The organism is Streptomyces sp. V1I1 (genome assembly GCF_030817355.1).
Taxonomy (GTDB): domain Bacteria; phylum Actinomycetota; class Actinomycetes; order Streptomycetales; family Streptomycetaceae; genus Streptomyces.
In genome coordinates this window covers 2,632,695-2,658,315 of record NZ_JAUSZH010000001.1, presented here as the reverse complement: position 1 = coordinate 2,658,315, position 25,621 = coordinate 2,632,695, and the positions used below count along the sequence as shown (strand labels likewise).

Annotated in this window: 18 protein-coding genes; 9 read left to right on the top strand and 9 right to left on the bottom strand. The window is 71.1% G+C overall.

The annotated features are described in order from the left end of the window. The 4 genes from QFZ67_RS12400 to QFZ67_RS12385 all read right to left on the bottom strand — a co-directional run bounded on the left by QFZ67_RS12400 (position 1) and on the right by QFZ67_RS12385 (position 5,472). Positions 1–1,461 (bottom strand): penicillin-binding transpeptidase domain-containing protein, encoded by a 1,461-nt coding sequence (locus QFZ67_RS12400; protein WP_307661141.1) that lies wholly within the window; start codon positions 1,459–1,461, stop codon positions 1–3. Continuing rightward, the gene (locus QFZ67_RS12395) at positions 1,458–2,837 is read right to left on the bottom strand and encodes an FtsW/RodA/SpoVE family cell cycle protein (RefSeq protein ID WP_307661140.1); all 1,380 of its coding nucleotides are present in this window, start codon (positions 2,835–2,837) and stop codon (positions 1,458–1,460) included. Before QFZ67_RS12395 ends, QFZ67_RS12400 begins: the two co-directional genes overlap by 4 nt. Positions 2,838–2,932: 95 nt before the next feature. Then, a complete protein-coding gene (locus QFZ67_RS12390; RefSeq protein WP_307661139.1) occupies positions 2,933–3,235 on the bottom strand; it encodes a zinc-ribbon domain-containing protein in 303 nt (100 codons plus the stop codon). After that, positions 3,232–5,472: a HEAT repeat domain-containing protein gene (locus QFZ67_RS12385; protein WP_307661138.1), complete on the bottom strand. Its 2,241-nt coding sequence runs from the start codon at positions 5,470–5,472 to the stop codon at positions 3,232–3,234. The genes QFZ67_RS12390 and QFZ67_RS12385 overlap by 4 nt, the downstream gene beginning before the upstream one ends. A 115-nt stretch (positions 5,473–5,587) precedes the next feature. On the opposite strand from QFZ67_RS12385, the gene QFZ67_RS12380 reads away from it, so the two are divergent. After that, the gene (locus tag QFZ67_RS12380; RefSeq protein WP_307661137.1) at positions 5,588–6,388 is read left to right on the top strand and encodes a nuclease-related domain-containing protein; all 801 of its coding nucleotides are present in this window, start codon (positions 5,588–5,590) and stop codon (positions 6,386–6,388) included. 24 nt (positions 6,389–6,412) lie between these two features. On the opposite strand, the gene QFZ67_RS12375 is transcribed toward QFZ67_RS12380, so the two are convergent. Together QFZ67_RS12375 and ligD are read right to left on the bottom strand one after the other, a co-directional pair. After that, positions 6,413–7,318: an ATP-dependent DNA ligase gene (locus tag QFZ67_RS12375; RefSeq protein ID WP_307661136.1), complete on the bottom strand. Its 906-nt coding sequence runs from the start codon at positions 7,316–7,318 to the stop codon at positions 6,413–6,415. Then, the gene (gene ligD / locus QFZ67_RS12370; RefSeq protein ID WP_307661135.1) at positions 7,315–8,202 is read right to left on the bottom strand and encodes a non-homologous end-joining DNA ligase; all 888 of its coding nucleotides are present in this window, start codon (positions 8,200–8,202) and stop codon (positions 7,315–7,317) included. The genes QFZ67_RS12375 and ligD overlap by 4 nt, the downstream gene beginning before the upstream one ends. A gap of 49 nt (positions 8,203–8,251) precedes the next feature. Here ligD and QFZ67_RS12365 point away from each other — a divergent pair, with 49 nt between their 5' ends. Beyond that, the gene (locus QFZ67_RS12365) at positions 8,252–9,352 is read left to right on the top strand and encodes a Ku protein (protein ID WP_307661134.1); all 1,101 of its coding nucleotides are present in this window, start codon (positions 8,252–8,254) and stop codon (positions 9,350–9,352) included. Positions 9,353–9,497: 145 nt separating this feature from the next. On the opposite strand, the gene QFZ67_RS12360 is transcribed toward QFZ67_RS12365, so the two are convergent. Beyond that, positions 9,498–10,106 carry a TetR/AcrR family transcriptional regulator gene (locus tag QFZ67_RS12360; protein ID WP_307661133.1) on the bottom strand — a complete coding sequence of 203 codons (609 nt, stop codon included), beginning with the start codon at positions 10,104–10,106 and terminating at the stop codon, positions 9,498–9,500. Positions 10,107–10,151: 45 nt separating this feature from the next. On the opposite strand from QFZ67_RS12360, the gene QFZ67_RS12355 reads away from it, so the two are divergent. The 3 genes from QFZ67_RS12355 to QFZ67_RS12345 are packed head-to-tail and all read left to right on the top strand — an operon-like array spanning position 10,152 to position 13,116. Then, the gene (locus QFZ67_RS12355; protein WP_307661132.1) at positions 10,152–11,078 is read left to right on the top strand and encodes a DUF2867 domain-containing protein; all 927 of its coding nucleotides are present in this window, start codon (positions 10,152–10,154) and stop codon (positions 11,076–11,078) included. A 42-nt stretch (positions 11,079–11,120) separates the two neighbouring features. Then, the gene (gene cbiE, locus QFZ67_RS12350; protein WP_307661131.1) at positions 11,121–12,371 is read left to right on the top strand and encodes a precorrin-6y C5,15-methyltransferase (decarboxylating) subunit CbiE; all 1,251 of its coding nucleotides are present in this window, start codon (positions 11,121–11,123) and stop codon (positions 12,369–12,371) included. Between the two features lie 10 nt (positions 12,372–12,381). Further along, positions 12,382–13,116 carry a cobalt-precorrin-6A reductase gene (locus QFZ67_RS12345; RefSeq protein WP_307661130.1) on the top strand — a complete coding sequence of 245 codons (735 nt, stop codon included), beginning with the start codon at positions 12,382–12,384 and terminating at the stop codon, positions 13,114–13,116. A gap of 69 nt (positions 13,117–13,185) precedes the next feature. Here QFZ67_RS12345 and QFZ67_RS12340 read toward each other — a convergent pair whose 3' ends face one another. Further along, positions 13,186–13,812 (bottom strand): precorrin-8X methylmutase, encoded by a 627-nt coding sequence (locus tag QFZ67_RS12340; protein WP_307665820.1) that lies wholly within the window; start codon positions 13,810–13,812, stop codon positions 13,186–13,188. A 793-nt stretch (positions 13,813–14,605) separates the two neighbouring features. Here QFZ67_RS12340 and QFZ67_RS12335 point away from each other — a divergent pair. From QFZ67_RS12335 to QFZ67_RS12325, 3 genes are all read left to right on the top strand, one after another. Next, the gene (locus tag QFZ67_RS12335; protein WP_307661129.1) at positions 14,606–15,871 is read left to right on the top strand and encodes a cysteine desulfurase-like protein; all 1,266 of its coding nucleotides are present in this window, start codon (positions 14,606–14,608) and stop codon (positions 15,869–15,871) included. A gap of 63 nt (positions 15,872–15,934) precedes the next feature. Continuing rightward, positions 15,935–16,693 (top strand): thioesterase II family protein, encoded by a 759-nt coding sequence (locus QFZ67_RS12330; RefSeq protein ID WP_307661128.1) that lies wholly within the window; start codon positions 15,935–15,937, stop codon positions 16,691–16,693. 38 nt (positions 16,694–16,731) lie between these two features. Further along, positions 16,732–17,901 carry an acyltransferase gene (locus QFZ67_RS12325; protein WP_307661127.1) on the top strand — a complete coding sequence of 390 codons (1,170 nt, stop codon included), beginning with the start codon at positions 16,732–16,734 and terminating at the stop codon, positions 17,899–17,901. 364 nt (positions 17,902–18,265) lie between these two features. Here QFZ67_RS12325 and QFZ67_RS12320 read toward each other — a convergent pair whose 3' ends face one another. Next, positions 18,266–19,441, bottom strand: a complete 1,176-nt coding sequence (locus tag QFZ67_RS12320) for an aromatic ring-hydroxylating dioxygenase subunit alpha (protein ID WP_307661126.1) — start codon at positions 19,439–19,441, stop codon at positions 18,266–18,268. A gap of 537 nt (positions 19,442–19,978) precedes the next feature. Here QFZ67_RS12320 and QFZ67_RS12315 point away from each other — a divergent pair. Next, on the top strand, positions 19,979–25,606 hold the full coding sequence (locus QFZ67_RS12315; protein ID WP_307661125.1) for a type I polyketide synthase: 5,628 nt from the start codon (positions 19,979–19,981) through the stop codon (positions 25,604–25,606). The last annotated feature ends 15 nt before the right edge of the window (positions 25,607–25,621 follow it).

Sequence of the window (25,621 nt, the reverse complement as noted above, 5' to 3'; positions counted from 1 at the left end):
TCAGTCTCGCAGCGCAGCCTCCATCACCGCCCGCGCGATCGGCGCCGCGCTGCCGCCGCCGCTGATCTCGCCGCGGTCGGCCGATACGTCCTCCTCGACGACCACGGCGACCGCGACCGCCGGCTGGCCCGCGTCGGCCGCCTGCGCCCAGGAGATGAACCAGGCATAGGGCCGACCGGAGTTGTCCAAGCCGTGCTGCGCCGTACCGGTCTTGCCGCCCACCGTCGCCCCCTCGATTGCGGCGTTCTGACCGGTGCCCTCCTCGACGGCCTGGACCATCATCCGCTGGAGTTGCTGCGCGGTCGCGGGGTTCATCGCCTGTTGGTACGACTGCGGGTAGTTCCGTGCGACCGTGCGACCGTCCGACCTGGTCACCCGGTTCACCAGATAGGGGCGTTTGAGATCCCCGCCGTTGGCGACAGCGGCCGACACCATCGCCATCTGCAGCGGCGTCGCCGTGGTGTCGAACTGCCCGATCGATGAGAGCGCCAGCTGATCGACGGTCATATGGCGGTCGAAGTTGGACACGGCGACTCCCGAGGGGATCCGCAGCCTGCGGTCGTTGAAGCCGAACTTGCTCACCGTGTCGACCATTCCGGCGAGGCCCACCTTCACTCCCAGATGCGCCATCACGGTGTTGCAGGACCACTGGATGGCGTACGCGAGCGAGGCGTCGCCGCAGCCGTCCGCCGCGTTGGGGAGCGTCGTCCTGGTGCCGGGCAGGACATAGGGATCGGGCGCGCCGGACGGCGCGTCGACGTCCGTGACCACACCCGCGTCAAGCGCGGCCGCCGCCGTCACGATCTTGAAAGCGGAGCCGGGCGGATACGTCTGCCGGATGGCCCGGTTGAGCATCGGCTGGCTGCCCGAAGTATTGAGCTTCGCCCACTCGGTCTTGACCGGCGGCCCGGTACCGGAGAGCAGCCCGGGGTCGTACGAAGGGCTGCTGACCAGGGCCTGGATCCTCCCGGTCGACGGTTCGAGCGCGGCGACCGCCCCTCGCTTGCCGCCGAGCCCGTCGAACGCGGCGCGCTGCATCGAGGGCCTGATGGTGGTGACGACATTGCCGCCGGGCGGCTGGATGCGGCTGATGTCGTCCCAGAAGGGCAGCGGCGCGAGCATGGCGTCCGTGCCGGTCAGGACGCCGTCCTCGGCGTTCTCGACGAGGGTGGTGCCGTACGTCTGCGAGGCGTAGCCGGTGACGGGCGCGTACATCGGGCCCTGGGTGTAGGTGCGTTCGTACCGCAGTTGCTGGCCGGTGTCCTTCGAGCCGGTGACGGGCTTGCCGCCGACCAGGATGTCGCCGCGCGGCTCGTCGTAACGGGCAATGGCAAGGCGCCGGTTGGCCGGGTTCTTGTCGAGCGACGTGGATTCGACGATCTGCACCCGGGCGGCGTTGACCAGTAGCGCGACCAGGAGCAGCAGACACAGGGCGGCGGCCCGCCGGATGTAGGGGATCACCGTTCGTCCTCCAGGACCAGGGCGATGACCCCCGTGTCGACCACGTCGGGATGCGGCGCGCGGGCCGAGTCGCTGACCCTGATGAGCAGCGCCACGATGATCCAGTTGGTGACGACGGACGAACCGCCCTGGGCGAGGAAGGGCATCGCCATGCCGGTCAGCGGGATCAGACCCATCACGCCGCCCGCGATGACGAACACCTGGAGGGCGATGATCGAGGCGAGTCCGATGGCGAGCAGCCGTCCGAAGGGGTCGCGCAGGGCGAGCCCGGCGCGGTAGCCGCGCGCCACCATCAGCGCGTACAGCATGAAGATCGCGGTCAGGCCCACCAGGCCGAGCTCCTCGCCCGCGGTGGCGAGGATGAAGTCCGACTTGGCGGCGAAGCCGATGAGGATGGAGTGCCCGAGGCCGAGACCCGCGCCGAGCATCCCGCCGGCGGCGAAGGCGAAGAGCGACTGGGCGAGCTGGCTTGGGCCCTGGCCCGCCCTGATGGTGGCGAACGGGTCGAGCCAGTCCTCGACCCGGCTGTGGACGTGCGGTTCGAGGGCGCCGACGGCGAACGCGCCGGCCGCCGCGAGCAGCAGGCCGACCGCGATCCAGCCGGTCCGGCCGGTCGCTACGTACAGCATGATCACGAAGAGTCCGAAGAAGAGCAGCGAGGTGCCGAGGTCGCGTTCGAGGACCAGCACGACGACGCTGAGCAGCCAGATCGTGACGATCGGGCCGAGCACCCGGCCGGTGGGCAGCTGGAGCCGCCAGATCCGGCGGCCGGTGTAGGCCAGGGCGTTGCGGTTGGCCGCGAGATACGCGGCGAAGAAGACGGCGAGCAGGATCTTGGCGAACTCGCCCGGCTGGAAGGAGAGTCCACCGATCCGGATCCAGATCTTGGCGCCGTTCACGGCGGGGAAGAGGATCGGCACGATCATCAGGACGAGGGCGGCGACGACCGAGAGATACGCGTAGCGCTGCAGGACCCGGTGGTCGCGCAGGAAAACGACGGCCACGATGAACAGCGCGACACCGAGTGTGGACCAGATCAGCTGGGCGGGCGCGGCCTCGTCGAGCGGGGTCTCCAGGTCGAGACGGTAGATGAGCACCAGGCCGAGGCCGTTGAGGAGGACCGCGATGGGCAGCAGCAGCGGGTCGGCGTACGGGGCGCAAAAGCGCACGGCGAGATGCGCGAGGAGGGCCAGTACGCCGAGGCCCGCTCCGTAGCGCACGGCGTCCGGCGGAACCGCGCTGTTCTTCGTCAGGCCGACGTCGATGTAGCCGTAGACGCACATGAGGACGGCGCAGACGAGGAGCGAGAGCTCGACGCCCCGCCGCTTGGTGAGGCGTAGTTCGGGCGGAGGAGCGTCGCCCGTCGTTGCGGTCATGCCACGCAACGTAGCAAGACGCAGGCCCTTTTCCCTTTATGTCATAGTGCGCCGAAAATGAGCCGACGGGCCGTCACCTCCGGCTCGGGGTTGTGTCAGTACTGGTACGGCTGCTGGCCGGGCTGCTGCTGCGGCTGCCCGTACGCCTGACCGCCCGGCCCGCCCGCGCCCTGGAGCTGCAGCTGCTCCGCCTGCTCCTTGGTCACCTGCTGCTCCATGCCGCAGAACGTGCACTGCGTCGCGTACTTCGTCGAGAACGGGAACAGCGGCACGAAGAACAGCGTGAACTTCGTGACGCGCTTCCTGAGCGTGTGCGCGGAGGGATTGCCGCAGCGCCCGCACACCAGCGTGAGTATCGCCAGCTGGTAGAGGTAGCCCTTGGTGCCGAAGATGATCATGCTGTTCTCTCCCTCGTCAGTGCCCGCCGGCACAGGGCCAGCAGCTTCTCGTCCGTAAAGATGTCATGGCTGCCGTATCCGCCGTCGATCGCGTTGTGACGTCGTACGGCAGCGAGCTCGTCGCGCAGGATCCGCTCCGCGCCCTCGGCCGTCAGCTCCGCCAGGCACTCGGCGATCGGCACCCGGGTGTTCGGCAGACTCTCCCAGGCTGTCAGCAGAACCGGCCATGCCCGCCCATGATCGCCCGTCACCCGCCAGAGCGCGATCGCCCCGTCCACCCGGGTCCACGGCTCCGCCGACCGCAGCAGGTCACCCAGTGCCCCGGAGGCCTCCCCGCCCGCAGGCCCCAGCGCGCCGAGCGCCCTCGCGGCCGACCGCCGGGCCCCGGAATCCGTGCCGGACAACGCCGCACGCAGCACCGGCAGCACGGGCTCGGCGTCACCCTCGATCGCCCACAGCGCCCCCGCCGTCCGCGCCGCGAGAGACGCCGAGAAGCCGGAGCCGACGCCCACGCAGCGCAGCAGCTCCCGCAGCTCCGGAACGGCCTCCCGCGCGCCGGGCCCGAAGGCGGTGAGCGCCCGCAGCGCCGACTCGGCCACCCACTCCCCGCGGTAGTCGGGCGCGCCCCGCAGTACCCGCAGCACCTCGGGCACCGCATCGGCGGCCCGCAGCGCCGTTAGCCCGTACAGCAACGGCCCGGCCCGGTCGTAAAGCCGCTCGTCCAGCTCGATCTCGCCGAGCCGGTGACGCAGCGCGGGCGCGAGCGACGCCGCGGCCGCGCCCAGATGGTCCAGCGCATAGCCCAGATCGTGCGGTGCCTCGGGCCGCTCCAGAGTCCGCGCGAGAACCGGCACCGCGCGCCGGTCGCCCGCCCGGGCCAGCGCGGCGAGCGCGCTGCCGAGCGTGGGCGGCCCGCTCTCCCACTCCCGGACCCAGGCCCCGGGGTCAGCGGCCACCCGGTCCGCCAGCGCGTCCGCGGCGGGCGCGGCGAGGCCGAACAGCTCCCCGAGCGCGTCGGCGGCCGCGTCCGCCAGCCGTTTCTCAGGGTCGGCGAGCTGCTCCCCGATCAACCCGACCAGCTCGTCGTACGCACCGCGCCAGGTCCGCAGCAGCCCGCTGCTCATCCGTACGGCATCGATCCGCTGGCCCCAGTCGGGGCTGCACAACTGGTCGGCGAGCAGGGCGATCCGGTCGTCGACGCGGTCGCCGAGCCCCGAGTGGAGCGTACGCAGCAGATCCGCCGTCCAGGGGGCGCCGCGGCCCGCACGGTCCGCCTCGTGCATCTCGCGCAGCCGGCCGAGGAGCGTGGGCGTCGACGGCCGCTCGGGCACGGGTTCCGTGGCGGGTGCCGCGGGCTCGGCGCGGGAGCCGACCGACTCCGTGCAGGAGCCGACCGACTCCGCGCACGGGCCCACCGGTTCCGCGACGGGCGCTGCGCGCTCGGCGCCGGGGCCGACCGACTCCGCGCCAGGGTCCGCCGACTCGGCCGCCGGGCTTGCCGCCACCGGCTCGGCGCGCAGTTCGCGCAGCAGGCCCGTCACCCCCGGCACGACATCGGCCGGCAGCGCGTCCGGCGCGCAGCGGGCGAGCTGCGCGAGCGCGGCCAGCCGCAGCCCCGGGTGGTACGGCGCCCGGGTCAGCCCGGTGAGCCACTCCACCACTTCGGGCGCCAGCCGCTGGTGGCGCAGCGCGATCCGGCCCGCGGCCTCGACGCAGGCGAACCGCACCTCCGCGTCCGGCTCGACGCCGAGCCGCTCCCGCAGCAGTCCGAGCACCAGCTCGGGATCGTCGTGCAGCGTGGCGAGCGCGAGCGGAGCCGTGAGCCGCACGCCGCGGTCCTCCGCGTCGACCAGCGCGAGGAAGACGTCCGCGCCCGCGGTCACGGCGGACGAGGCCATCGCGTAGTTCGCGGCGTACTCGAACTCCTCGTCCTCCGGATCGAGTTCGTCGTCGCCGTCCAGATCGATGCCGCCGATGCTGGTCAGCAGCTCCACGATGCCGCCCCGGTCCTGGACCGCGGGATTCGCCACGAGCTCGATGAGGAAGGGAATGCAGGCGAGCGTCGAGTCGTACACATCGCCCTGGTGGTGCACCGCTCCGTACATCCCGTCGAGCGCCGTCTCGCGCTCCGCGGGATCCGCGGACGCGAGTCCGAACAGCATGTGAGGCACATCGTCCGCCGGCCCATAGGCGTGCGCCAGTGATGCCCAGTCGACCTCGTCGATCCCCCCGAACACGCTTGCCCCCTCCCAAGAACCTTGCGCTTGGGGAGAGTGTGCACTACGGCTCCGGCATCGCGCGGTTATTGCTCCGAAGGCCCCGCGGCTGTTCCCATGGTCGAGGGGTGGTGGCATGACGGGACTGCGCGTCACACCGGCACGCGAGCAGGGCCGGGACCGGCTGTACGTCAGCCTTCCGGACGGCCGCAACGTCGCCTGGTACGACAGGGACAGCGGCCGCGTCAGCCTGGTCTCCGAACGCCACCGCGCCGATGCGCTGGCCGCTCTCGCCCCGTATCTGACCGGCGAGGTCACCGTCGGACCGCCGCCCGTGCCCACCTCCGCCGATCTCGCCAGGCTGGCCCTGCACCCGGACGACGACCTCGCCCCCAACCGCCCCGGCGAGGCGCTCCACGCCGATCTGGACCGCCTCCCCGCCGGGCGCCGCTTCCGGCAGGACCCGCGCCGCGCGGAACTCGCCGCCCAGCAGCTGCTCGGCGACAGCCTCGACCGGCTGGAGGTCGCGGGCTGGCGGATCATTCACTCGGTGCCGCTGCCCGGCGCCGACCGCATCGACCATCTGGCCGTCGGCCCGGGCGGGGTGCTGGCCGTACACACCCTGGCGGCCCACCGGCTGCGGGTGCGGATCGCCGATCCGATGGTGCGGGCCGGCCGCGGTGTGCCGGGCCCGCTGCTGCGGCTGACCCGCCGCAGGGCCGAGCGGGCGACCCTCGCGCTGACGGCGGCGGTGCGCCCGGTCCTCGCCGTGGTGGGGGCGGCGCGGCTGGATGTGCTGCCCGCGCCACCGGACGTACGGATTCTGCGGGAGGACGAGGTGCCCGCGCTGGCCAGGCTCGGCGGAGTACTGAAGCCCGCGGACATCGAGGCGCTGTACGCGGCGGCGCGCGACCGCCGCACCTGGCTGCGCGCGTAATCCGGCCCTGTTGGTCGTGACCCTCTAGTCGTGATCCTCGGGGAGCCGCAGCCGCAGCACCGTGGTGACCGTGTGCCGTGTCGTGCCCTGCTCCACCTCGGCCGTCAGCCCGGTCTCCACGGCCCGGTACGCGACCTCGCCCACGCCGACCGCCATCGCCGTCTCCGTCCCGGTGCTCGTCCGGCCAGCCAGCGCGGCCGCCGCCTGTGCCCGCAGCGCGGGAGCCAGAGGGCTGGACACCAGCGGGGTGTCGTCGTCCGGCAGTACCAGTACCAGCGCGTTCGGCCGCGCCTGCGGCCCGGTGAAGCCGACGACCGCCGCATCGCGCGCGGAGGTGTGCCGAAGCTTCTGCCACGCGCGCGTGCCGCTCCGATACGTCTGGTCGAGGCGCTTGACCACAAGGCCCTCGACGCCTATCGCGGGCAGCGACTCGAACCAGGTGGCCGCCTCCCCGGCGTCCAAGGTCATCGGCACGGGCTGCAACGGCGGCCCGAGCGGGCCGAGCAGCGCGACCAGCCGCGCGCGCCGTTTCTCGTACGCCGACGGCCGCAGATCCTCGCCTCCCTCGGCGAGCAGATCGAAGGCGGCGTACGAGGCGGGCAGCCGGCGTGCGAGGGCGGGTGCGCGGCCCGCGGTGGCGGCGGCGCGCTTCTGTACGGCGGCGAAGTCGGTACGCCCTTCCGTCCAGACCACCACCTCTCCGTCGAGCACCGTGCCGTCGGGCAACTGCCGTGCCGCGTCCGCGAGATCGGGGAACGCGGCGGTGATGATCCGGCCCGAACGGGCCTGGAGGAGCACCTCGCCGCCGAGCCGGAAGATCACCATCCGGTGGCCGTCGAACTTCGGCTCGTACGCCAGACCGCGCCCGCGCGGCAGGACGCTCACCGATTCGGCGAGCGCGACCTTCAGGGGCGGCCTGGGCGCGTTCATGGCGGCCCGTCCGGCAGCCGCCCGGCCCGGTTGAGATTGATGAGCGGGCCGAGCAGATCCCCGTACCGGTCGAGCCGTGGCGCGATGTCGCCGATCCGGAAGACGAGGTTCTGGTGCGCCTCGATCTCCTCCCAGGTGACGGGCGTGGATACGGTCGGCTCGGTGCGGGCGCGCAGGGTGTAGGGGGCGGCGGTGGTCTTCGCGGCGGCGTTCTGGCTGTGGTCGACGAAGACCTTGCCGGGCCGCAGGGAGCGCTTCATCCGGTGCAGGATCAGGCCGGGCAGCGTGGCCTCGCCCTCGACGGCGAGGCTCTTGGCATAGGCCGACACCTTCTCGGAGGGTGTGGGCTCCACCGGCACGAGGACATGCAGCCCCTTGGAGCCCGAGGTCTTGGCGTACGCGTGCAGTCCGTCCGCCGCGAGCCGCTCGCGCAGCCAGAGCGCGACGGAACAGCACTCGACGATCGTCGCGGGGGCGCCCGGATCGAGGTCGAAGACCATGCGGTCGGCCATCGCCGGCTCGTCCGCCTGCCACTGCGGTGTGTGGAACTCCACGACCAGATTCGCCGCCCACATCAGCGACGCGAGGTCCTGTACGACGACCTGCCGGGCGTTCTTGTCCTCCGAACGGGGGACGGCGACGGTCCGGACCCAGTCGGGCGTTCCCGGCGGCGGGTTCTTGGTGAAGAACAGCTGGCCGTCGGGCCCGTCCGGGTACCGCAGGAAGGACAGTGGACGGTTGTGGAGATGGGCGAGGATCGCACCCGCCGTGGTGGCGTAGTAGTGCAGGATCTCGCCCTTGGTGGTCCCGGTGGCGGGGTGGATGACCTTTTCCAGATTGCTGAGCGCCAGGCGCCGCCCCTCCACCTCCGTGATCGGCGTCATACGATGAGAATCCCACGAATCCCGAACTTTCGGATGAAAGGGATGAAACGTGCGATCCATATGGAACGGCGCGATCTCCTTCGGTCTGGTCAGCATTCCGATCAAGCTGGTGAACGCCACCGAGAGCCACTCGGTCTCCTTCCGGCAGACCCATACCGTCGACGGCGGCCGGATCCGCTACCGCAAGGTCTGCGAGCTGGAGGAGAAGGAAGTGCCGGCCTCCGAGATCGGCAAGGGGTACGAGGACGCGGACGGATCGATCATCCCGATCACCGATGAGGATCTCGCGGCCCTGCCGCTGCCCACGGCGAAGACGATCGAGATCGTCGCGTTCGTGCCGGCGGAGCGGATCGATCCGCTCCAGATGGACGCGGCGTACTACCTGTCCGCCAACGGCGTCCCGGCCGCCAAGCCGTACACGCTGCTGCGTGAGGCGCTCAAGCGGAGCCAGAAGGTCGCCGTCGCCAAGTTCGCCCTGCGCGGCCGGGAGCGCCTCGGCATGCTGCGCGTCGTCGACAATGTGATCGCCATGCACGGGCTGCTCTGGCCGGACGAGATCCGCTCGCCGCAGGAGGCGGCCCCGGACACCGAGGTGACGGTCCGGGCGGCAGAACTCGACCTGGCCGACGCTCTGATGGACACGCTCGGCGACGTCGACCTGGATTCGCTGCACGACGACTACCGGACGGCGGTGGAGGCGATGATCGCCGCGAAGGTGGAGGGCGGCGAGGTGGCTCCCGAGACCGCGCCGGCCGAGCGCGCGGGCGGCAAGGTCATCGACCTGATGGCCGCGCTGGAGAAGAGCGTTCAGGCGGCGAAGGAGGCGCGCGGGGAGGAGGGCGAGGAGGTCGCCGAGGTTACCTCGATCAAGGGACGCAAGCGGGCGGCGGCTTCGCCGAAATCGACGGGCGGTGCGGGCGCGGGCGCGGGCGCGAAGAAGTCCACCGCGAAGACGGCGAAGAAGACGGCGGCGAGCGCGAAGAAGACCACGGCGGCCAAGTCGGCGGCGGCCAAGTCGACGGCGAGCAAGTCGACGGCGGGCAAGTCCACTGCCACGAAGTCCACTGCCACGAAGTCCACCGCGGCGAAGAAGACCACGAAGAAGGCCGCGGCCAAGAAGGCGACCCCGAGGAAGCGCGCCTCGGCGTGAGGCTCACTGCGCGGCCTGCGCGCCACGGGCGGCTCGCCCGCCGCGCCTCGCGCTCGCGCCTCGGCTTGAGGTGGCCTATTGCGGCCTCCAGCGGCGCCTCGCAGGCGCAGGTGCGGCTGCTGTTCATCTGCCTCGGCGGCGCCGTCTATGCGCGGCGCAGCAGGTTGTCCAGCACAGACTCCAGATAGTCGGCGCGCTCGGCCCCGACGGGCAGCGTCTGCGGCACGGCATGGCTCAGCTGCGTGTGCCCGAGATAGCTGGTGTAAGCGAGCAGCCCGCGCTGCCGCGCCTGGTCCGGCGGGAAGCCCAGCTCCTCGAAGAGATGCGCCACATAGCCGACCCGGCGCTCCGTCACCCGCGCCAGTACGGCGGCGACTTGGGGATGGCCGGCAGTCGCGAGCAGCGAGACTTCGAGGGGGTCGTCGGCAGCGGACGCCGTCACCTGCGCGAAGAGGGTGCGCAGCCGCCGCTCCGGGTCCGGCTCGGACTCCATCGCGGTGATGATCTCCTCCGTGCAGATCTCTTCCCACCGGGCCAGCGCCGCCTCGATCAGCGCATCCCGGTTCGTGAAGTGCCAGTAGAAGCTGCCCTTGGTCGTGCCGAGCCGGGCTGCGAGCGGCTCCACCGCGACGGCGGCGAGCCCGCGCTTCCCGATGGCGGCGAGCGCCGCGTCGGCCCAGTCGCGGGCCGAGAGCCTCTTGCGACCCTGCCCCGGTCCTGTCTGCCGGGCCTCTTCTGCTTGCGCCATGACCATACGCTACCGTACGGTGAAACATACGCAACCGTATGGAGGTGCTTGATGCGCACGGTACGGAACGTTCACGAGCGGCTGATCGACGCCCCGGCGGAGGTGGTCGGCGCCCTGCTCGACCGCATCTCCTCCCCGGACGACCCGCTCAGCCCGAGCCCCGTCTGGCCCCCGATCCGGTTCGACGGCCCCCTCGGCGTCGGCGCGGACGGCGGCCACGGCTTCGTCCGCTACTCGGTCGTCGCGTACGACCCGGGGCGCAGCATCCGCTTCGACTTCAGCCCGCCGGGCAACGGCTTCCACGCCCTCGCGATAGAACCGCTGGACGCCGGCCGCTGCCGGGTCCGCCATGTCCTCGAACAGGAACAGGGCCTCAAGGCATGGCTGCTGTGGACCCTGGCGATCCGCCCGATGCACGACACGATGATCGAAGAACTCTTCGACAACATCGAGCGCGCCGCATCCCCCGCCGGTCTGCCGCGCCCCTACCGCTGGACCCGCCGGGCGCGCCTGTTGCACGGACTGGTCTCGGGCCGCCCGACCGCCACGAGCGTCCCGCCGGAAGCCGAACTGGCCCACCAGGCATTCGCAGTCCCGGACTTCGCCGACGCGTACGCCCTCCCCCTGGGCCCGGGCATGCCCCGGGACCCCCAGGCATGGCGCAAGGTCCTGCCCTTCCCGGTCCGGGCCACGGCCCCGGACGAACTCCTGCTCGGCGAGGACGGCGGCCATCTCGACTTCCGCGCCTCGGTCCTGATCGCCGGCGACAAGGTCACGCTCACCACGGTGGTGAAGTTCCACAACTGGCGCGGCAGGCTCTACTTCGCGGCGGTCCGCCGCCTCCACCCCCTCATGGCCCGCAGGATGCTCCGCCGCACCCACCGCCGCCTGGCCTTCGCGGCCCCGCCTGCGCCCGACCGGACACCGTCGCCGCCCGACCTGTCACCAGCACGGATGGACGAAACGGCCGCCCAGTAGAGTGCGCCTTCGTTCCTCTCTCCGTCCCCGAGGTGTCCGTCCGTGAGTTCCGCCAGTTCCGCGTCCCCCAGCACACCGGCCGTGACCGTCGTAGGGATCGGAGCAGACGGCTGGGACGGAATTCCCGCCGCCTCGCAGCAGGCGCTCCTCGACGCCGAGGTCCTCGTCGGGGGGCCGCGCCAGCTGGAGTTGCTGCCGCCCGCCTGCGCGGGGGAGCGGGTGACCTGGCCGACGCCGCTGCGGCCCGCCGTGCCCGGGCTGCTCGCTGTCCACGCCGGGCGTCGTGTCGCCGTGCTGGCCAGCGGCGATCCCATGTTCTACGGGATCGGGCGGGCGCTCACCGAAGTGCTCGGCGCCGGCGTGCCGCGGGTACTGCCGCACCCGTCCTCGGTGTCGTACGCCTGCGCGCGCCTGGGCTGGCCGCTGGAAGACACCGAGGTCGTGACGCTCGTCGGCAGGCCCACCGCGCGGCTCGGCGCGGCGCTGTACGACGGGCGGCGGCTGCTCGTCCTCAGCGCCGGGGCCGCGACGCCCGCCGACGTCGCGGCCTTCCTGCGCGAGTCCGGGTTCGGACCCAGCCGGATGCGAGTGCTGGAACAGCTGGGCGGGCAGCGCGAACAGCGGGCGGAAGGGACCGCCGACGCCTGGGACCTGCCGCCCGGCGATCCGCTGAACGTCCTCGCCATCGACTGCCGCCGCGCCCTGGGAGCTCTGCGCCTCGGCGCCGTACCGGGGCTGCCGGACGCCGCATACGAACACGACGGGCAGCTCACCAAGCGCCATGTGCGTGCCGCAACGCTCGGCGTGCTCGCCCCCGCCCCCGGCGAACTGCTGTGGGACATCGGCGGCGGCTCCGGCTCCGTCGCCGTCGAGTGGATGCGTACGCACCGCTCCTGCCGGGCCGTCACGGTCGAGCGCGACCCCGCCCGGGCCGAGCGCATCTCCCGCAACGCGGACCGGCTCGGGGTGCCGGGGCTGCGGGTCGTCACCGGCACCGCGCCCGAGGCGCTCGCCGGACTGCCTACGCCGGACGCGGTGTTCGTCGGTGGCGGGCTGACCGTGCCGGGCCTGCTCGAAGCCTGCTGGAAGGCGCTGCCTCCGGGCGGGCGGCTGGTCGCCAACACCGTGACGCTGGAGTCCGAGGCGCTGCTGGCCGACTGGTACCGGCGCCGCGGCGGCGAGTTGGTACGGCTCGCTGTGGCGCACGCCGTTCCGGTGGGCGGCTTCACCGGCTGGCGGCAGGCCATGCCCGTGACGCAGTGGGCAGTCACCAAGTCGGGAGACGAACGATGACCGGCGCCCGATGCACGTACTGATACTCGGCGGGACCACAGAGGCCCGCCGCCTCGCCGAGTCCCTGCATCCGGCTGCGCGGGTCACCACCTCGCTCGCCGGACGCGTCGCCAGCCCCAGGCTGCCCGCGGGCGAGGTCCGGATCGGCGGCTTCGGCGGGGCCGAGGGCCTGGCGCAGTGGCTGCGGGCGCACCAGGTGGACGCGCTCGTCGACGCCACCCATCCCTTCGCGGGGACGATCAGCTTCAACGCGGCGTCGGCCGCGATCACGGCCCACGTTCCCCTGCTGGCCCTGCGCAGGCCCGGCTGGGTCGCGGGCGAGGGCGACGACTGGCACATCGCCGGCTCACTGGAACAGGCCGCCGGGATGCTTCCCGTCCTCGGCCGGCGGGTCTTCCTCACCACCGGCCGGATGGGCCTCGCCGCCTTCGCGGGCCTCGACGAACTCTGGTTCCTCGTGCGGTCGGTGGACGCCCCGGAGCCGCCGATGCCGTCCCGGACGGAGGTGCTGCTGGACCGGGGCCCCTTCACGCTCGACAGCGAGCGCGAGCTGTTGCGCCGCCACCGCATCGACGTCCTGGTCACCAAGGACAGCGGCGGGGCCGCCACCGCCCCCAAGCTCACCGCCGCCCGCGAGGCCGGACTGCCGGTGGTGGTGGTCCGGCGACCACCGGTCCCGGACGGCGTCCCGGTGGCGGTCACCGTGGACGAGGCGGCCGCCTGGCTGCGTCAGTTCTCCGGATAGCGGCGAGGCCCCGGCCCGCTCACGGTTCCTCTCACTCTCCCTCTTCCTCCCCTCTTCCTCCTGTTTCTCTCACTCTTCCTCGCTCGCAAGAGCGTTGACCGCGGCGGCGGCGATGGCGCTGCCGCCCCGGCGTCCGCGCACCACCAAGTGATCGAGACCCGAGGGGTGTTCGGCAAGCGCGTCCTTGGACTCGGCCGCCCCGACGAAGCCGACCGGCACTCCGATGACCGCCGCCGGGCGCGGGGCGCCCTCCTCGATCATCTCCAGCAGCCGGAAGAGAGCCGTGGGCGCGTTGCCGACGGCCACCACCGCGCCCTCCATGCGGTCGCGCCACAGCTCCAGGGCAGCGGCGCTACGAGTGGTGCCGAGCTCGGCCGCGAGGCCCGGGACCGACGGGTCGGACAGCGTGCACACCACGTCGTTGTCCGCGGGCAGCCGCTTGCGGGTCACCCCGCTGGCGACCATGGAGACATCGCACAGGACGGGCGCGCCGGCGCGCAGCGCCGCGCGGGCGCGGGCCACCACGTCCGGGGTGAACGAGAGGTCGCGTACCAGGTCGACCATGCCGCAGGCGTGGATCATCCGGACCGCGACCCGGCTGACATCGGCGGGCAGCCCCGCGAGATCCGCTTCCGCGCGGATGGTGGCAAAGGACTGGCGGTAGATCGCCGCGCCGTCCTTCTCGTACTCGAACACTGTGCTCTCGCTCATCTCGTCAACGCGTCACGGCCGGCGCGGCCGGCATGGCGGCGAGCATACCGACCGTCTGCGCAGGCGGTCCGGGGTCCGGGTAGAGGAAGCCCAGCGGCACCCTGGCCGGCCTGCGTTCCGTGAGCGTCACATCACTGGACAGCGGCCACCGCCTGGCGGCGCTACTGCGGGTTGGTCTCCCTTCGCCGGCCGGCGTCAGCGCGGTCCCGTGAAAATGCCGAGCGATTGCGTCTTCCCTTCCGATGCCGGGAGGTTTGACGCAACACCTTGGCGGGTGACACAGCGGGGTTTGCCTCAACGGCGGCGGTGACATCCAACTGCACGGCGCGGGCGACGGCCGCGTACGCCAAGGGCGGCCGGGCCCGCGCCTTGCTGGAGGAGCTGCCGGGGGGCGGAGGGCTTCGCGATCAACACTGACGGCAGGACCTGGCAGACCAGCGGGTTCGCCCGCCACGTCGTGAAGGTGAGCGCCTGACGGGCTGCACCGTCTTGGTCGGCACGGCTGGTCGGTCGGCATTGCCGAGCGTGCCGACCGCGAACTCTCGGCCCTGGAACTGACCGTCTTCCAGTGCCGTACCGCTGGCACGCCGTCAGTCTTCGAGGGCGTTTCTTCCGCCAATTCTGCCTGTTCTCGTCGGGGCGTAGAGGCGATCATCTTGCTAGGAACTGCTGCCGACAGGGGACTGGCGATGATGCCGCCAGCGAGCGGGAGACGAAGTCGTCGCCGGAATCCAGGCCCTGACCCAGTCCTCTGTCCGCATCGACACACGGAGCGCCCGTGACAAACCTCCACCGCTACGACATCGACGCCGTCCGGGCTCAATTCCCCGCCCTCAAGGCCGGGTCCGCCCACTTCGACGGTCCCGGGGGCACCCAGGTTCCTCAGCCCGTCATCGACGCCATGGTCGACGCACTGTCCGACCCGCTGTGCAACCGGGGCGCCAGCACCGCCGGTGAACGTAACGCGGAGGCCATCGTCACCCAGGCTCGTCAGGCTCTCGCCGACTTCCTCGGCGCCGACCCGGGCGGCATCGTCGTCGGGCGCAGCTCCACCCAGCTCGCTTACGACTTCTCCCGGACCCTGGCCAAGACCTGGCGCCCCGGTGACGAGGTGGTGGTCACCCGCCTCGACCACGAATGCAACGTCATGCCCTGGGTCCAGGCCGCGGCCGACGCCGGGGTCACGGTCCGCTGGGCCGACTTCGACCCCGAGACCGGGGAACTGACACCCGATCACATACGTGAAGTGCTGTCCGAGCGCACCCGCCTGGTGGCCGTCACCGCTGCCTCCAACCTGATCGGGACCCGGCCCGACATCCCGGAGATCTCCCGGCTGGTCCACCGGACCGGGGCCCTGTTCTACGTCGACGCGGCCCAGTACAGCTCCCACGCCAGCATCGACTTCGACGGATTCGGCGCGGACTTCCTCACCTGCTCCGCCTACAAGTTCCTCGGGCCTCACCTGGGTGTCCTCGCCGCCCGTCCCGAGCTGCTGCGGAGCCTGAAGCCGGACAAGCTGCTGGCCTCGACCGACACCGTGCCCGAACGCTTCGAGCTCGGCATCCTGCCTTACGGGGTGCTCTCCGGTGCCCGTGCCACCATCGATTTCTGGGCCGGGCTGGGACCGCTTCGCGAAGGCAGCCGGCGGGAACGCCTGGTGTCGGCGCTTACCGCGGTCGAGGCCTACGAGGACGCGTTGCGGCTGCGGGTCGAGCAAGGACTGGCCGGTCTTGAGGGCGTCACCGTGCACTCACGGGCTTCCTCACGTACCCCCACCCTGCTTCTGACCATCGACGGTCATCACCCCCAGGACGTCTACCGCTATTTGGCCGGCCGTGGGGTCGACACCGGGGCGGGAACCTTCTATTCGGTCGACGCCTCCCATCGCCTCGGCCTGGGAGACCAGGGCGGCGTGCGCGTCGGTCTGGCCCCCTACAGCTCCGAAGAGGACGTCGACCGCCTCCTGGAGGGCATCGCGGACTGTCTGCACCTGCGCTCCCGTTCCACTCGACGGTTTGCCGGGTCGCCTGTGAATGCCTCGTAAACGGACGCCACGCATGTGTGGGTGCCGTTGACCGACCCGATTTTCGAATGTACGGAGCCTTCAATGACCGAGACTGTTCTGGACGAGATGTGGATCCGTCGCTTCTCCCCCGGTCCTGACCGTGGCGCGACCCTCGTCTGTTTCCCGCACGCCGGAGGATCGGCGAGCTACTTCCGCCCGATGTCGAATGCGCTGAAGTCCAGTCTTCAGGTCTTTGCGGTGCAATACCCCGGGCGGCAGGACCGGCTTCACCATCGCTGTCTTACCACCATCGATGAATTCGCCGACGAAGCCTTCGCCGCGCTTGAGCCACTTATGAACCGGCCCCTCTCCTTCTTCGGGCACAGCATGGGTGCAGTCATCGCTTTCGAAGTGGCGAACCGCATGAAAGAGCGACTCGGCGCAGCCCCGTCGACGCTGTTTGTTTCGGGCCGACGAGCCCCCTCGACGCACCGTGAGGTAGGTATTCATCTGCTCGATGATGCCGGTCTTGTCGAAGAGCTGAAGCGGGGAAGTGGTACCGACGCGCGCATTCTCGAGGACAAGGACGTCCTGCGCATGATCCTTCCGCCGTTGCGCAGCGACTACACGGCGGTCGAGACATATCAGTGGCGGCCCGGGCCGAAGCTCGACTGCCCTGTCGTCGCCCTTGTCGGCGACGAGGACGAGAACGTCAGCCTTGACGAGGCCCGCGCGTGGGAAGAGCACACGACCGGCCCGTTCTCCCTGAACACCTTCTCGGGCGGACATTTCTATCTGGCGGACCATCAGAGTGCCGTCGCCGATGTCGTCACCCGGCAGCTGCTGTCCCGGACGGCGTGAGCGTTCTGGCTTCTTCACGCCCAGAGACAAGGAAACCCATGCCCGACGAGCCCGCTCCCCGCCATCTGCCGTCACTGACGAGCCTGCGTTTTGTCTTCGCCTGCGCCGTCGTGTGGTTCCACATGAGCTTCGTTTCGGGGATCTTCGACGGTCCCCTGCAGATGGGGCTGGGTGCCACCGAGCCGTTCGCAGCGGGGGCGGTGAGCGGCTTCTTCGTCCTGTCCGGGTTCGTGCTGACCTGGGTTCACAGACCCGGCGGCCGGGCCCGTGCGTTCTGGCGGCGCCGGTGGTGGAAGATCTTCCCCAACCATCTGCTCGCCTGGACCGCGGCCGTGGTGTTCTTCGCCGTCACCACCGCCGCGGTGCCCATGGAGGCGCCCCCCGGACAGACTCCGTGGGCTGCCGTCGCGGGTCTGTTCCTGGTCCAGGACTGGGTACCGGACTATGACGTGTTCACGGGTTTCAACACACCGGCGTGGTCGATCTCCTGCGAGGCGTTCTTCTACGCGCTCTTCCCCGCCCTTATCGTCGTCGCCCGCAAGATCCCCGTACAGCGGCTGCGGTGGGTGTGGACGGGGCTCGCCGTGGTGATCGTCCTCATGCCCCTTGTGGCCACTGCCGTCCCTGGACGGATGCTGTTCGACTGGCTGCCCATCAACGAACGCAGCATGTGGTTCATCTACGTCTTCCCGCCCGTGAGGCTGCTGGAATTCATCCTCGGCATGGTCACCGCCCGCCTGATTCAGACCGGCACCTGGCCCCGCGTCAGCCGACTCCAGGTGAGCCTCGCCTTCGTGGCCTTCTTCCTCCTGCTGCCCTTCGTGCCCCGGCAGTACGCGATGTCCTCGGCGATGGCGCCGGCCCTCGCGGCGGTCATCGCGAAGACGGCCCTGGCCGACCTCGAGGGCCGCACGCGACGCCTGCCCCGCCCGGCCCTGATCGCCCTGGGCGAGGCCTCCTACGCCCTCTACATCACCCACTTCCCGCTCATGATGGCCGCCCGCCACCTGATCGGACCCGACCCCGGCCTGGCGGCTTGGGAAGGCTTCGCGTTCGTCTTCGCGCTGATCGCCCTCTCGATAGGTCTGTCCCTGGTCGTGTACCGGTACTTCGAGCGCCCCCTGATGCGCCGCTTCGCCGGCAGCCATCGCACCCCGCCCCAGCCCTCTTCCGCTCCCTCTCCCGCTCCCGCTTTCTCGGCCCCTTAGCGGCATCGCCGCGGCCCTCGCGGTGCGAGCGTCCGGCCCGGCCCCACGCGCCGGGCCGGGTGAGCCGGACGCGTTGCGGCCGCCGCGGCGAGCGCCGTCATCCGGTAGTTGGGACTGTCGTGTGTGCGGCTGGAGTCTTACGCAGGCGATGTCCCCGTGGGGCCGAAGAGCCGGCCGGCGGGGCATCGCCCATCCATGCCTGGGCGCCGTCCTCCTGTCCGTGGCCGGCGCCTCGCGGCCATTCGCCCGCCACGGTCTCGCCGTGCGCGGGCCGCGCTTTGCGCGGCGCTCGGCTTCCCCCGCATCCGGGGGAAAAACGGCGGACGCCGTCCCGAAGGACGGCGTCCGCAGTGTTGACCGGTGGTTACTGCTCCTGGGAGACGGCGACCGCCTCGGGCTCCAGGCCGAGGCCGTCACCGCCGGCGAGGATGTCATCGCACACCCGGTGGAAGTGCGTGAGGATGCACTCCCGGTCGCTGAAGATGTTCTGCCGGTACGCGGACGACTGCGCGGTGGCGGCGACGTCGACCCATTCGTCGACGTCCTGCTGAACGACCGCCTTGTACATCTCCCACCAGAAATCGATCTGCCGGAGGTACTCGGGATCGTCGGTCTCGTACCGCAGCTCCCACGCCTCGAAGCGGGTCTTGTTCACGCTGAGCGGAACCGCCCGCCACAGCTGCGTATGCAGCGCCTGGCAGTTGGCGACGGCCGTGGGGAACAGCAGGTAGTTGCAGACGGTATGTGCCGTGTGGTCCAGGGTGCGCTGGAGGTCTTCCAGGCCGCCCAGGAACGGGACGAAGTACATGGCGTTGCGACCGTACACGTGAGTGGTCGAGTGCCGGGCGTCCTTGGCGTCCTTGCCGCCCATCTCGTGCAGCGCCTGCGCGTGGTAGTACTCGCTGAAGGCGTCGATCGCCACCTTCCAGTTGACGTCCACCTCCCACTCGACCTTCTCGACGAGCTTCATGTCCTCCATACGGAAGGCGCCGAGGTCGGCCGCCACCTCCGGGGCGATCCAGTCCTCGAGCGGCCCGGCCACCCCCGGACCGGCCAGTACAGCCCACACCCAGCCGCCCCACTCGCCGAGGTCGAGGCCGGGCGCGCAGAGTCCGGCCAGGACCTTCTTGTCGAAGTCAGGACGGTCGGGGACGCCGGTCACATTGCCTTCGGCGTCGTAGGCCCAGTTGTGCCAGCGGCAGGTGAACCGGCGTGCGCCGGTGCCGCTTTCCGGCACGATCCGGGCGCCGCGGTGCTGGCAGACGTTGTGGAAGCCGGACAGGCCGCCGTCCTCGCGCCGGGTGATGACGATGTTCTCGCCGTGCCCCTCCCAGACGTGGAAGTCACCGGGGTTGGCGATCTGCTCGGACCGGCAGATGATCTGCCAGCTTCGGTTGAGTATCTGGATGCGCTCGCGCTCGTACCGCTCCGCGTCGCGATAGACATCGGCATCGATGGTCGCGGGTCCGATCGGCGGCACATTGGGTATGCCGGGTCCGAAGCGGGCGGGCAGATCGCCTCGGGTGGGCTGGAAGACCACGGTCGACCTCCGTCGGGTCAGAGTAAGTTCTTCGGTTTGTGTTCCACGTCGAGAATGAGGACAGGAACAGGGCAGTGACCCGCGCACGAAGTCAGTCGCGAATTTCCCCCGACGGGGAGGCTAACTCTCTTTGTCAAGAGAGATCAAGTCGGTTCTGTCGTCCCGTCAGGGACTGTCGACGCATCGTCAAAGTTCTTGCCCGCATCAAGAATGGGTAAGCCCCTGCCGGGGATTCCGGGGGAGTTGGATAGGTGAGGGCGAATCGGGGCCTTTGTTGATTGTTGGGTCAGATCACCTTGGTCGCCGAGTAGCAGACGTTGGCATCACCCGACCTCCCGCAGTTTTGCCGCCGGTTCTGCCTGGTCCGAAACTCGGGGAGCGTGAATCATTGCGGTGGAAAGATTCCTTGACCGAGTTCCCCGGGTCCAGTGAACCGAACCCGAACGCGCCGCAGCCGAGTCGATGTCATGTGATATCGGCTGACGCTCTGCGCTCCGGTCCATCTGTGCAATCAGGCGATGTAAGGAACCGACTTTGGTGGGCACTGAGGGCAAGCTCCGCGGCTATCTCAAGCGGGTGACGGCCGAGCTGCTGGAGACCCGCGAGCGGCTGGCGGCTGCGGAGAGCAGCGATCCCATCGCGATCGTCAGTATGGCCTGCCGGTTCCCTGGCGAGGTGCGGTCCCCCGAGGACCTGTGGCAGCTGATGATGCGCGGCGAGAACGTGGCCTCGGGCGCTCCGGAGGACCGCAACTGGGACCTTGACGAGCTCTCGGTGCAGGGCCCGGACGCGCGGAGCATCCGCAAGGTCGGCGGCTTCCTCGACGACGCGGCCGACTTCGACGCCGACTTCTTCGAGATCTCCCCGCGCGAGGCGGTCGCGATGGATCCGCAGCACCGCCTGCTGCTGGAGACCACGTGGGAGGCGTTCGAACGTGCCGGCATCCCGCCGGACTCGCTGCGGGGCAGTCTCACCGGTGCCTACGTCGGCATCATCAGCGGCGACTACGCGTGCCAGCTGACCGGATCGGGGCGCGGCACATCCGGCCTCGACGGCTTCTTCATCAACGGTGCGGGAGCCGCCTTCGCCTCCGGGCGGATCGCCTACTCGCTCGGCCTGCACGGTCCCGCGGTCACGCTCGACACCGCCTGCTCCTCGGCGCTGGTCGCCCTGCATGACGCATGCCAGGCCCTGCGCCAAGGTGACTGCACGATGGCGCTGGTGGGCGGAGCGGCCGTCGTGTCGACACCGGCCATGCTCGTGGAGTTCAGCCGTCAGGGCGGCCTCGCCCCGGACGGCCGGTGCAAGCCCTTCGCCGCTGCCGCGGACGGCACCGCCTTCTCCGAGGGCGTGGGCGTACTTGTCCTTGAACGGCTGTCCGACGCGCGCCGCGCCGGTCACGAGGTGCTGGCTGTCGTACGCGGCACGGCGGTGAACCAGGATGGCGCCTCCAACGGCCTCACGGCACCCAACGGCGCCGCCCAGGAGCAGGTGATCCGCCAGGCGCTGGCCAATGCCCGGCTCACGCCCGACCAGGTCGACGCCGTCGAGGCCCACGGCACCGGCACCACCCTCGGCGACCCGATCGAAGGTCAGGCGCTGCTGGCCACGTACGGCAACCGGCGGACCGAGGGCCGTCCGCTGCTGGTGGGCTCGGTGAAGTCCAACATCGGGCACACCCAGGCAGCGGCCGGCCTGGCGGGTCTGATCAAGATGGTGCTGGCCATGCGCAACGGCGTCCTGCCGCCCAGTCTCGGAATCGACGAGCCGACCCCGCACATCGACTGGTCCCAGGGCAACATCCGGCTGCTGACCGAGGCGACTCAGTGGCCTTCGACCGGGTCGCCCCGCCGGGCAGGCGTCTCCTCCTTCAGTCTGAGCGGAACCAACGCCCACGCCCTGATCGAGCAGGCACCCGCCGAGGAGGCAGAGGACGAAGAGGGCGCAGGGGACGCCGAGCCAGCGCCGGCGTTGCCGGCCGTACCGTGGACGCTCTCCGCGAAGTCCGCGGCGGCGCTACGGGCCCAGGCCGCACAGCTGCTCTCGCACCTGGACGGCGAGCCACCGGCTTCGGACACCGACATCGGTCTCTCCCTCGCCGCCGGGCGTGCCGTGCTGCGGCACCGAGCCATCGTCGTCGGAGCCGACCGGCAGGCGCTCACCGCCGGGCTGAAGGCGCTCTCGACGGGGGAGCCCGCGCAGAACCTGGTCCAGGGTGTCGCCGCGGGTGCGGGACACTCGGGTGCCGTGTTCGTCTTCCCCGGCCAGGGGCCCCAATGGGCCGGGATGGGGGAGGGGCTGCTGGAGTCCTCACCCGTATTCGCGGCACGCGTTCAGGAGTGCATAGAGGCGTTCGAGCCCTACCTGGACTGGTCCTTGTCCGACGTGCTTCGGGGCCGTCCCGGCGCCCGGAGCCTGGACCACGACGAGGTCATCCAGCCCGCCCTGTTCACGATGATGGTCTCGCTGGCCGCGGCGTGGCAGTCCTGCGGCGTCCACCCCGTCGCGGTGGTGGGGCACAGCCAGGGCGAGATCGCGGCAGCCTGTGTGGCGGGGGCTCTGTCCCTGTCGGACGCGGCCCGGATCGTGGCGCTGCGGAACGGTCCCATCCGGGCCGCGCTCACCGGCCGCGGCGGGATGGCGTCGATTCCCCGGCCGGTCGCGGACGTCGAGAAGCTGCTCGAGCGGTGGGGTGGCCGACTCACGATCGCCGCTGTCAACGGTCCGGCGTCGACCGCGGTGTCCGGTGAACTTGACGCACTGCAGGAGCTGTTCGCGGTGTGCGAGGCCGACGGGACGCCCGCGCACCGCATCCCCATCGACTATGCGTCGCACTCGGCCCAGGTCGACGCGATCGAGACGGAACTGCTCGACACGCTGGGCCTGATCGAGCCGGGGGAACTCACCGTCCCGTTCTACTCGACGGTGACCGCCGACCCGCTCGACGGCCGCGACCTGACGGCGGGCTACTGGTTCGAGAACCTGCGCCGTCCGGTGAACTTCGCGGGCGCGGTGGAGTCCCTGCTGGCCGACGGGCACCGGACCTTCGTTGAGTGCAGCGCCCACCCGGTGCTGACCTTCGGTCTGGAGGAGCTCGTCCACGAGAAGGACGCCCACGCGACTGTCGTCACGACGCTGCGGCGCGGTGACGGCGGCCTGGACCGTTTTCTCACCTCGCTCGGCGCCCTGCACATCACGGGCTGCCAGGTCGACTGGCCGGCCGTCTTCGCGGGCAGCGCTGCCCGGCGCGTGCCGCTTCCGACGTATCCCTTCCAGCGTCGGCGGTTCTGGCTCGACGCCCCGGCCGCCGCGGCCGGGGACGTGCGCGCCGCGGGCCTGAGGGCGGTGGACCATCCCCTCCTGGGTGCCGCCGTCGACGTGGCGAGCGATGACGGAGCGGTCTTCGTCGGACGGGTGTCGTCAGGCGACCACCCGTGGATCGCCGACCACGCCGTGGCGGGGACGATGCTGATGCCGGGGACAGCGTCGGTGGAGCTGGCGGCGCACGTGGCGGCCCAGTCGGGGCTGGGCGGGGTCGAGGAGTTGACCCTGCACGCGCCGCTCGTCGTCCCGGACGAGGGCGGGCTCACGATCCAACTGGCCGTCGGGAGCCAGGATGACTTGGGGCAGCGGTCGCTGACCCTGCATTCCAGGCCCGACGGTGACGCGGCCGGCGAGCCGTGGACCAAGCACGCCGACGGCACTCTCCAGACCGAGGTGCCCGGCGACCTGGATCCAGCGGTGTGGGCCGATCTGAGTGAGCTCTGGCCTCCGGCCGACGCCGCCCGGGTGGACATCGACGGCGTCTACGACCGGCTGGCACTTCGTGGCTTCCAGTACGGCGCCGCCTTCCAGGGACTGCGCGGGGTGTGGCGGCGCGGCGACGATCTCTTCGCCGAGGTGGTACTGCCCGAGCCCGTACCCGCGGACGCGGTGGAATTCGGCTTGCATCCGGCGCTGTTCGACGCCGCGCTGCACCCCGCCCTGGTCGACCGGGCCGCTGCCGAACCACAGGCCCGGCAGATGCTCCTGCCGTTCGCGTGGAGAGGCGTCGCGGTGCACGCCACCGGGAGCACCGCCCTGCGCGTCCGGCTCACGCGCAGCGGTGAGGACAGGCTGGCGCTGTTGGCCGCAGACCGCACCGGTGCGCCCGTCGTATCCGTCGAGTCGCTCACGCTGCGCCCCGTGAGCGTCGACCAGTTGCACGCTCCCGGAGGCCGCCACCGTGACTCTCTTTTCCGGCTCGACTGGCCGGCCGTCGCCCCCTCGTCGGGCCGGCCGTCACGCCCCGAGCGGTGCGCGGTGCTCGGTGACGACCCGGTGCGGTCGGACGGCGGCCAGGTCGGTCGTCGGTACACGGACCTGGCGGCGCTGAGCAGTGCGCTGGAGTCCGGTGAGCCGGTGCCGGAGCTGGTGTTCGCGCCGGTCGCTCCGTCGACTCCGGATGGTCCGCGGGACGTTGCCGGAGCGGTCCGCACCACCCTCGGCGGCGTACTCACCCTCGTGCAGACCTGGCTTGACGACGACCGCCTCGCCTCCTCCCGGCTCGTGATCCTGACCAGGGGAGCGATGGCCCTGGACGGCGACGGCTCACCGGATCTCGCCGGGGCGTCGGTGTGGGGCTTCGTCCGGTCGGCCCAGGCCGAGCACCCCGGCCGTTTCGTGCTGGTGGACACCGACGGCGCCCCGGGGTCCGACGAGGTGCTGCTCGCGGCCGTGGCGACCGGTGAACCACAGACAGCGATCCGGGCGGGCACGGTGCGGGCGGGCCGGCTGGTCCGAGCAGCCGTACCGGCGCCGACGAAATCGGCGGCGTCGTCGCCGCAGTCGGGAACGGTGCTGATCACCGGCGGGCTCGGGACATTGGGCGGACTTGTGGCGCGCCACATGGTCGCCGAGCGAGGCGCCAGGCAGCTGCTCCTCGTCGGTCGCAGGGGCGGGGACACGCCCGGAGCGGCCGAGCTCGTCGAGGAACTGACCGGTCTGGGAGCGGCCGTCACGGTGGCTCGGTGCGACGTGGCCGACCGCGCCGCGCTCGCGGAGGTCATCGCGGCGGTACCGGCCGATCACCCGCTGACGGCGGTGATCCACACGGCGGGCGTGGCCGACGACGGCATAGTCGCCGCGCTGTCGCCCGAACGGCTGGACCGGGTGCTGCGTCCCAAGGTGGACGCGGCGGTGAACCTGCACGAGCTGACCCGCGATCACGGGCTTTCGGAGTTCGTACTGTTCTCGTCGCTGTCGGGGGTACTCGGCCGGGCGGGCCAGGCGAACTACGCAGCGGCGAACGCCTTCCTGGACGCTCTTGCCCACCACCGTCGCGGGGTGGGCCTGGCCGGACTGTCCCTGGCGTGGGGCCTCTGGGCGCAGGCCAGCGACATCACTGGCGAGTTGGGCGAAGCCGACCTCAGGCGGCTTGCCGCCCCGGGCATCATGGCCATGTCTTCCGATGAGGCGCTGGCGCTGTTCGACGCCGTACACGGCGCCGACGCGTCTGCGCTTGTGACCGCGCGCCTGGACCTGCCCGCGCTGCGCGCCGTCGCACAGGTGGAGGAATTGCCGTCGGCGCTGCGCTCATTGGTCAAGGCGGTGCGGAGCGCCCCGGTCCAGGGGTCCGGGGAGCCTGGCGTCACGTCGCTGCGAGGCGAGCTGGCCGGACTGCCCGGCGCCGATCAGCAGATCAGGCTGACGAATCTGGTCCGGTCCAAGGTGGCGGCGGTGCTGGGACACAGCGAGTCCAGTGGCGAGACGATCGGGGAGGACCGGGCCTTCAAGGAACTCGGCTTCGATTCGCTCACCGCGGTCGAACTGCGCAACCAGCTCGGCTCGGCCACCGGCATACGGTTGCCGGCGACCCTGATCTTCGACTACCCGACGCCGGTGGCTCTCGCATCGTTCCTGCGGTCGCAGTTGGCGAGCGGGGAGACGGGCGACGAGGTGGCGGACGCCGGCGGGGCCGATGCCGTAAACGCCGCCGTCGAAAACCTCCGCTCGGTGGTGTCCGCTCGCACGTTGGACGACACGACGCGCGACCAGCTGGTGACCCGGCTCAAGGACTTGGTGCACGAATGGACCGTGACACCGGAGAACCTCGCGGTGCAGCTGGAATCCGCCAGCGCCGACGAACTTTTCAGCCTGCTGGACGAGCAGCTCGGCAGCTCTTGATACGGGTGCCGCGCT

Excerpts from the sequence above, each read along its gene's own strand:
- QFZ67_RS12325 (WP_307661127.1), top strand. The coding sequence starts at position 16,732 with ATGCCCGACGAGCCCGCTCCCCGCCATCTGCCGTCACTGACGAGCCTG.
- QFZ67_RS12395 (WP_307661140.1), bottom strand. The coding sequence starts at position 2,837 with ATGACCGCAACGACGGGCGACGCTCCTCCGCCCGAACTACGCCTCACC.
- QFZ67_RS12380 (WP_307661137.1), top strand. The coding sequence starts at position 5,588 with ATGACGGGACTGCGCGTCACACCGGCACGCGAGCAGGGCCGGGACCGG.
- QFZ67_RS12375 (WP_307661136.1), bottom strand. The coding sequence starts at position 7,318 with ATGAACGCGCCCAGGCCGCCCCTGAAGGTCGCGCTCGCCGAATCGGTG.
- QFZ67_RS12360 (WP_307661133.1), bottom strand. The coding sequence starts at position 10,106 with ATGGTCATGGCGCAAGCAGAAGAGGCCCGGCAGACAGGACCGGGGCAG.
- QFZ67_RS12390 (WP_307661139.1), bottom strand. The coding sequence starts at position 3,235 with ATGATCATCTTCGGCACCAAGGGCTACCTCTACCAGCTGGCGATACTC.
- QFZ67_RS12330 (WP_307661128.1), top strand. The coding sequence starts at position 15,935 with ATGACCGAGACTGTTCTGGACGAGATGTGGATCCGTCGCTTCTCCCCC.
- QFZ67_RS12345 (WP_307661130.1), top strand. The coding sequence starts at position 12,382 with ATGCACGTACTGATACTCGGCGGGACCACAGAGGCCCGCCGCCTCGCC.
- QFZ67_RS12355 (WP_307661132.1), top strand. The coding sequence starts at position 10,152 with ATGCGCACGGTACGGAACGTTCACGAGCGGCTGATCGACGCCCCGGCG.
- ligD (WP_307661135.1), bottom strand. The coding sequence starts at position 8,202 with ATGACGCCGATCACGGAGGTGGAGGGGCGGCGCCTGGCGCTCAGCAAT.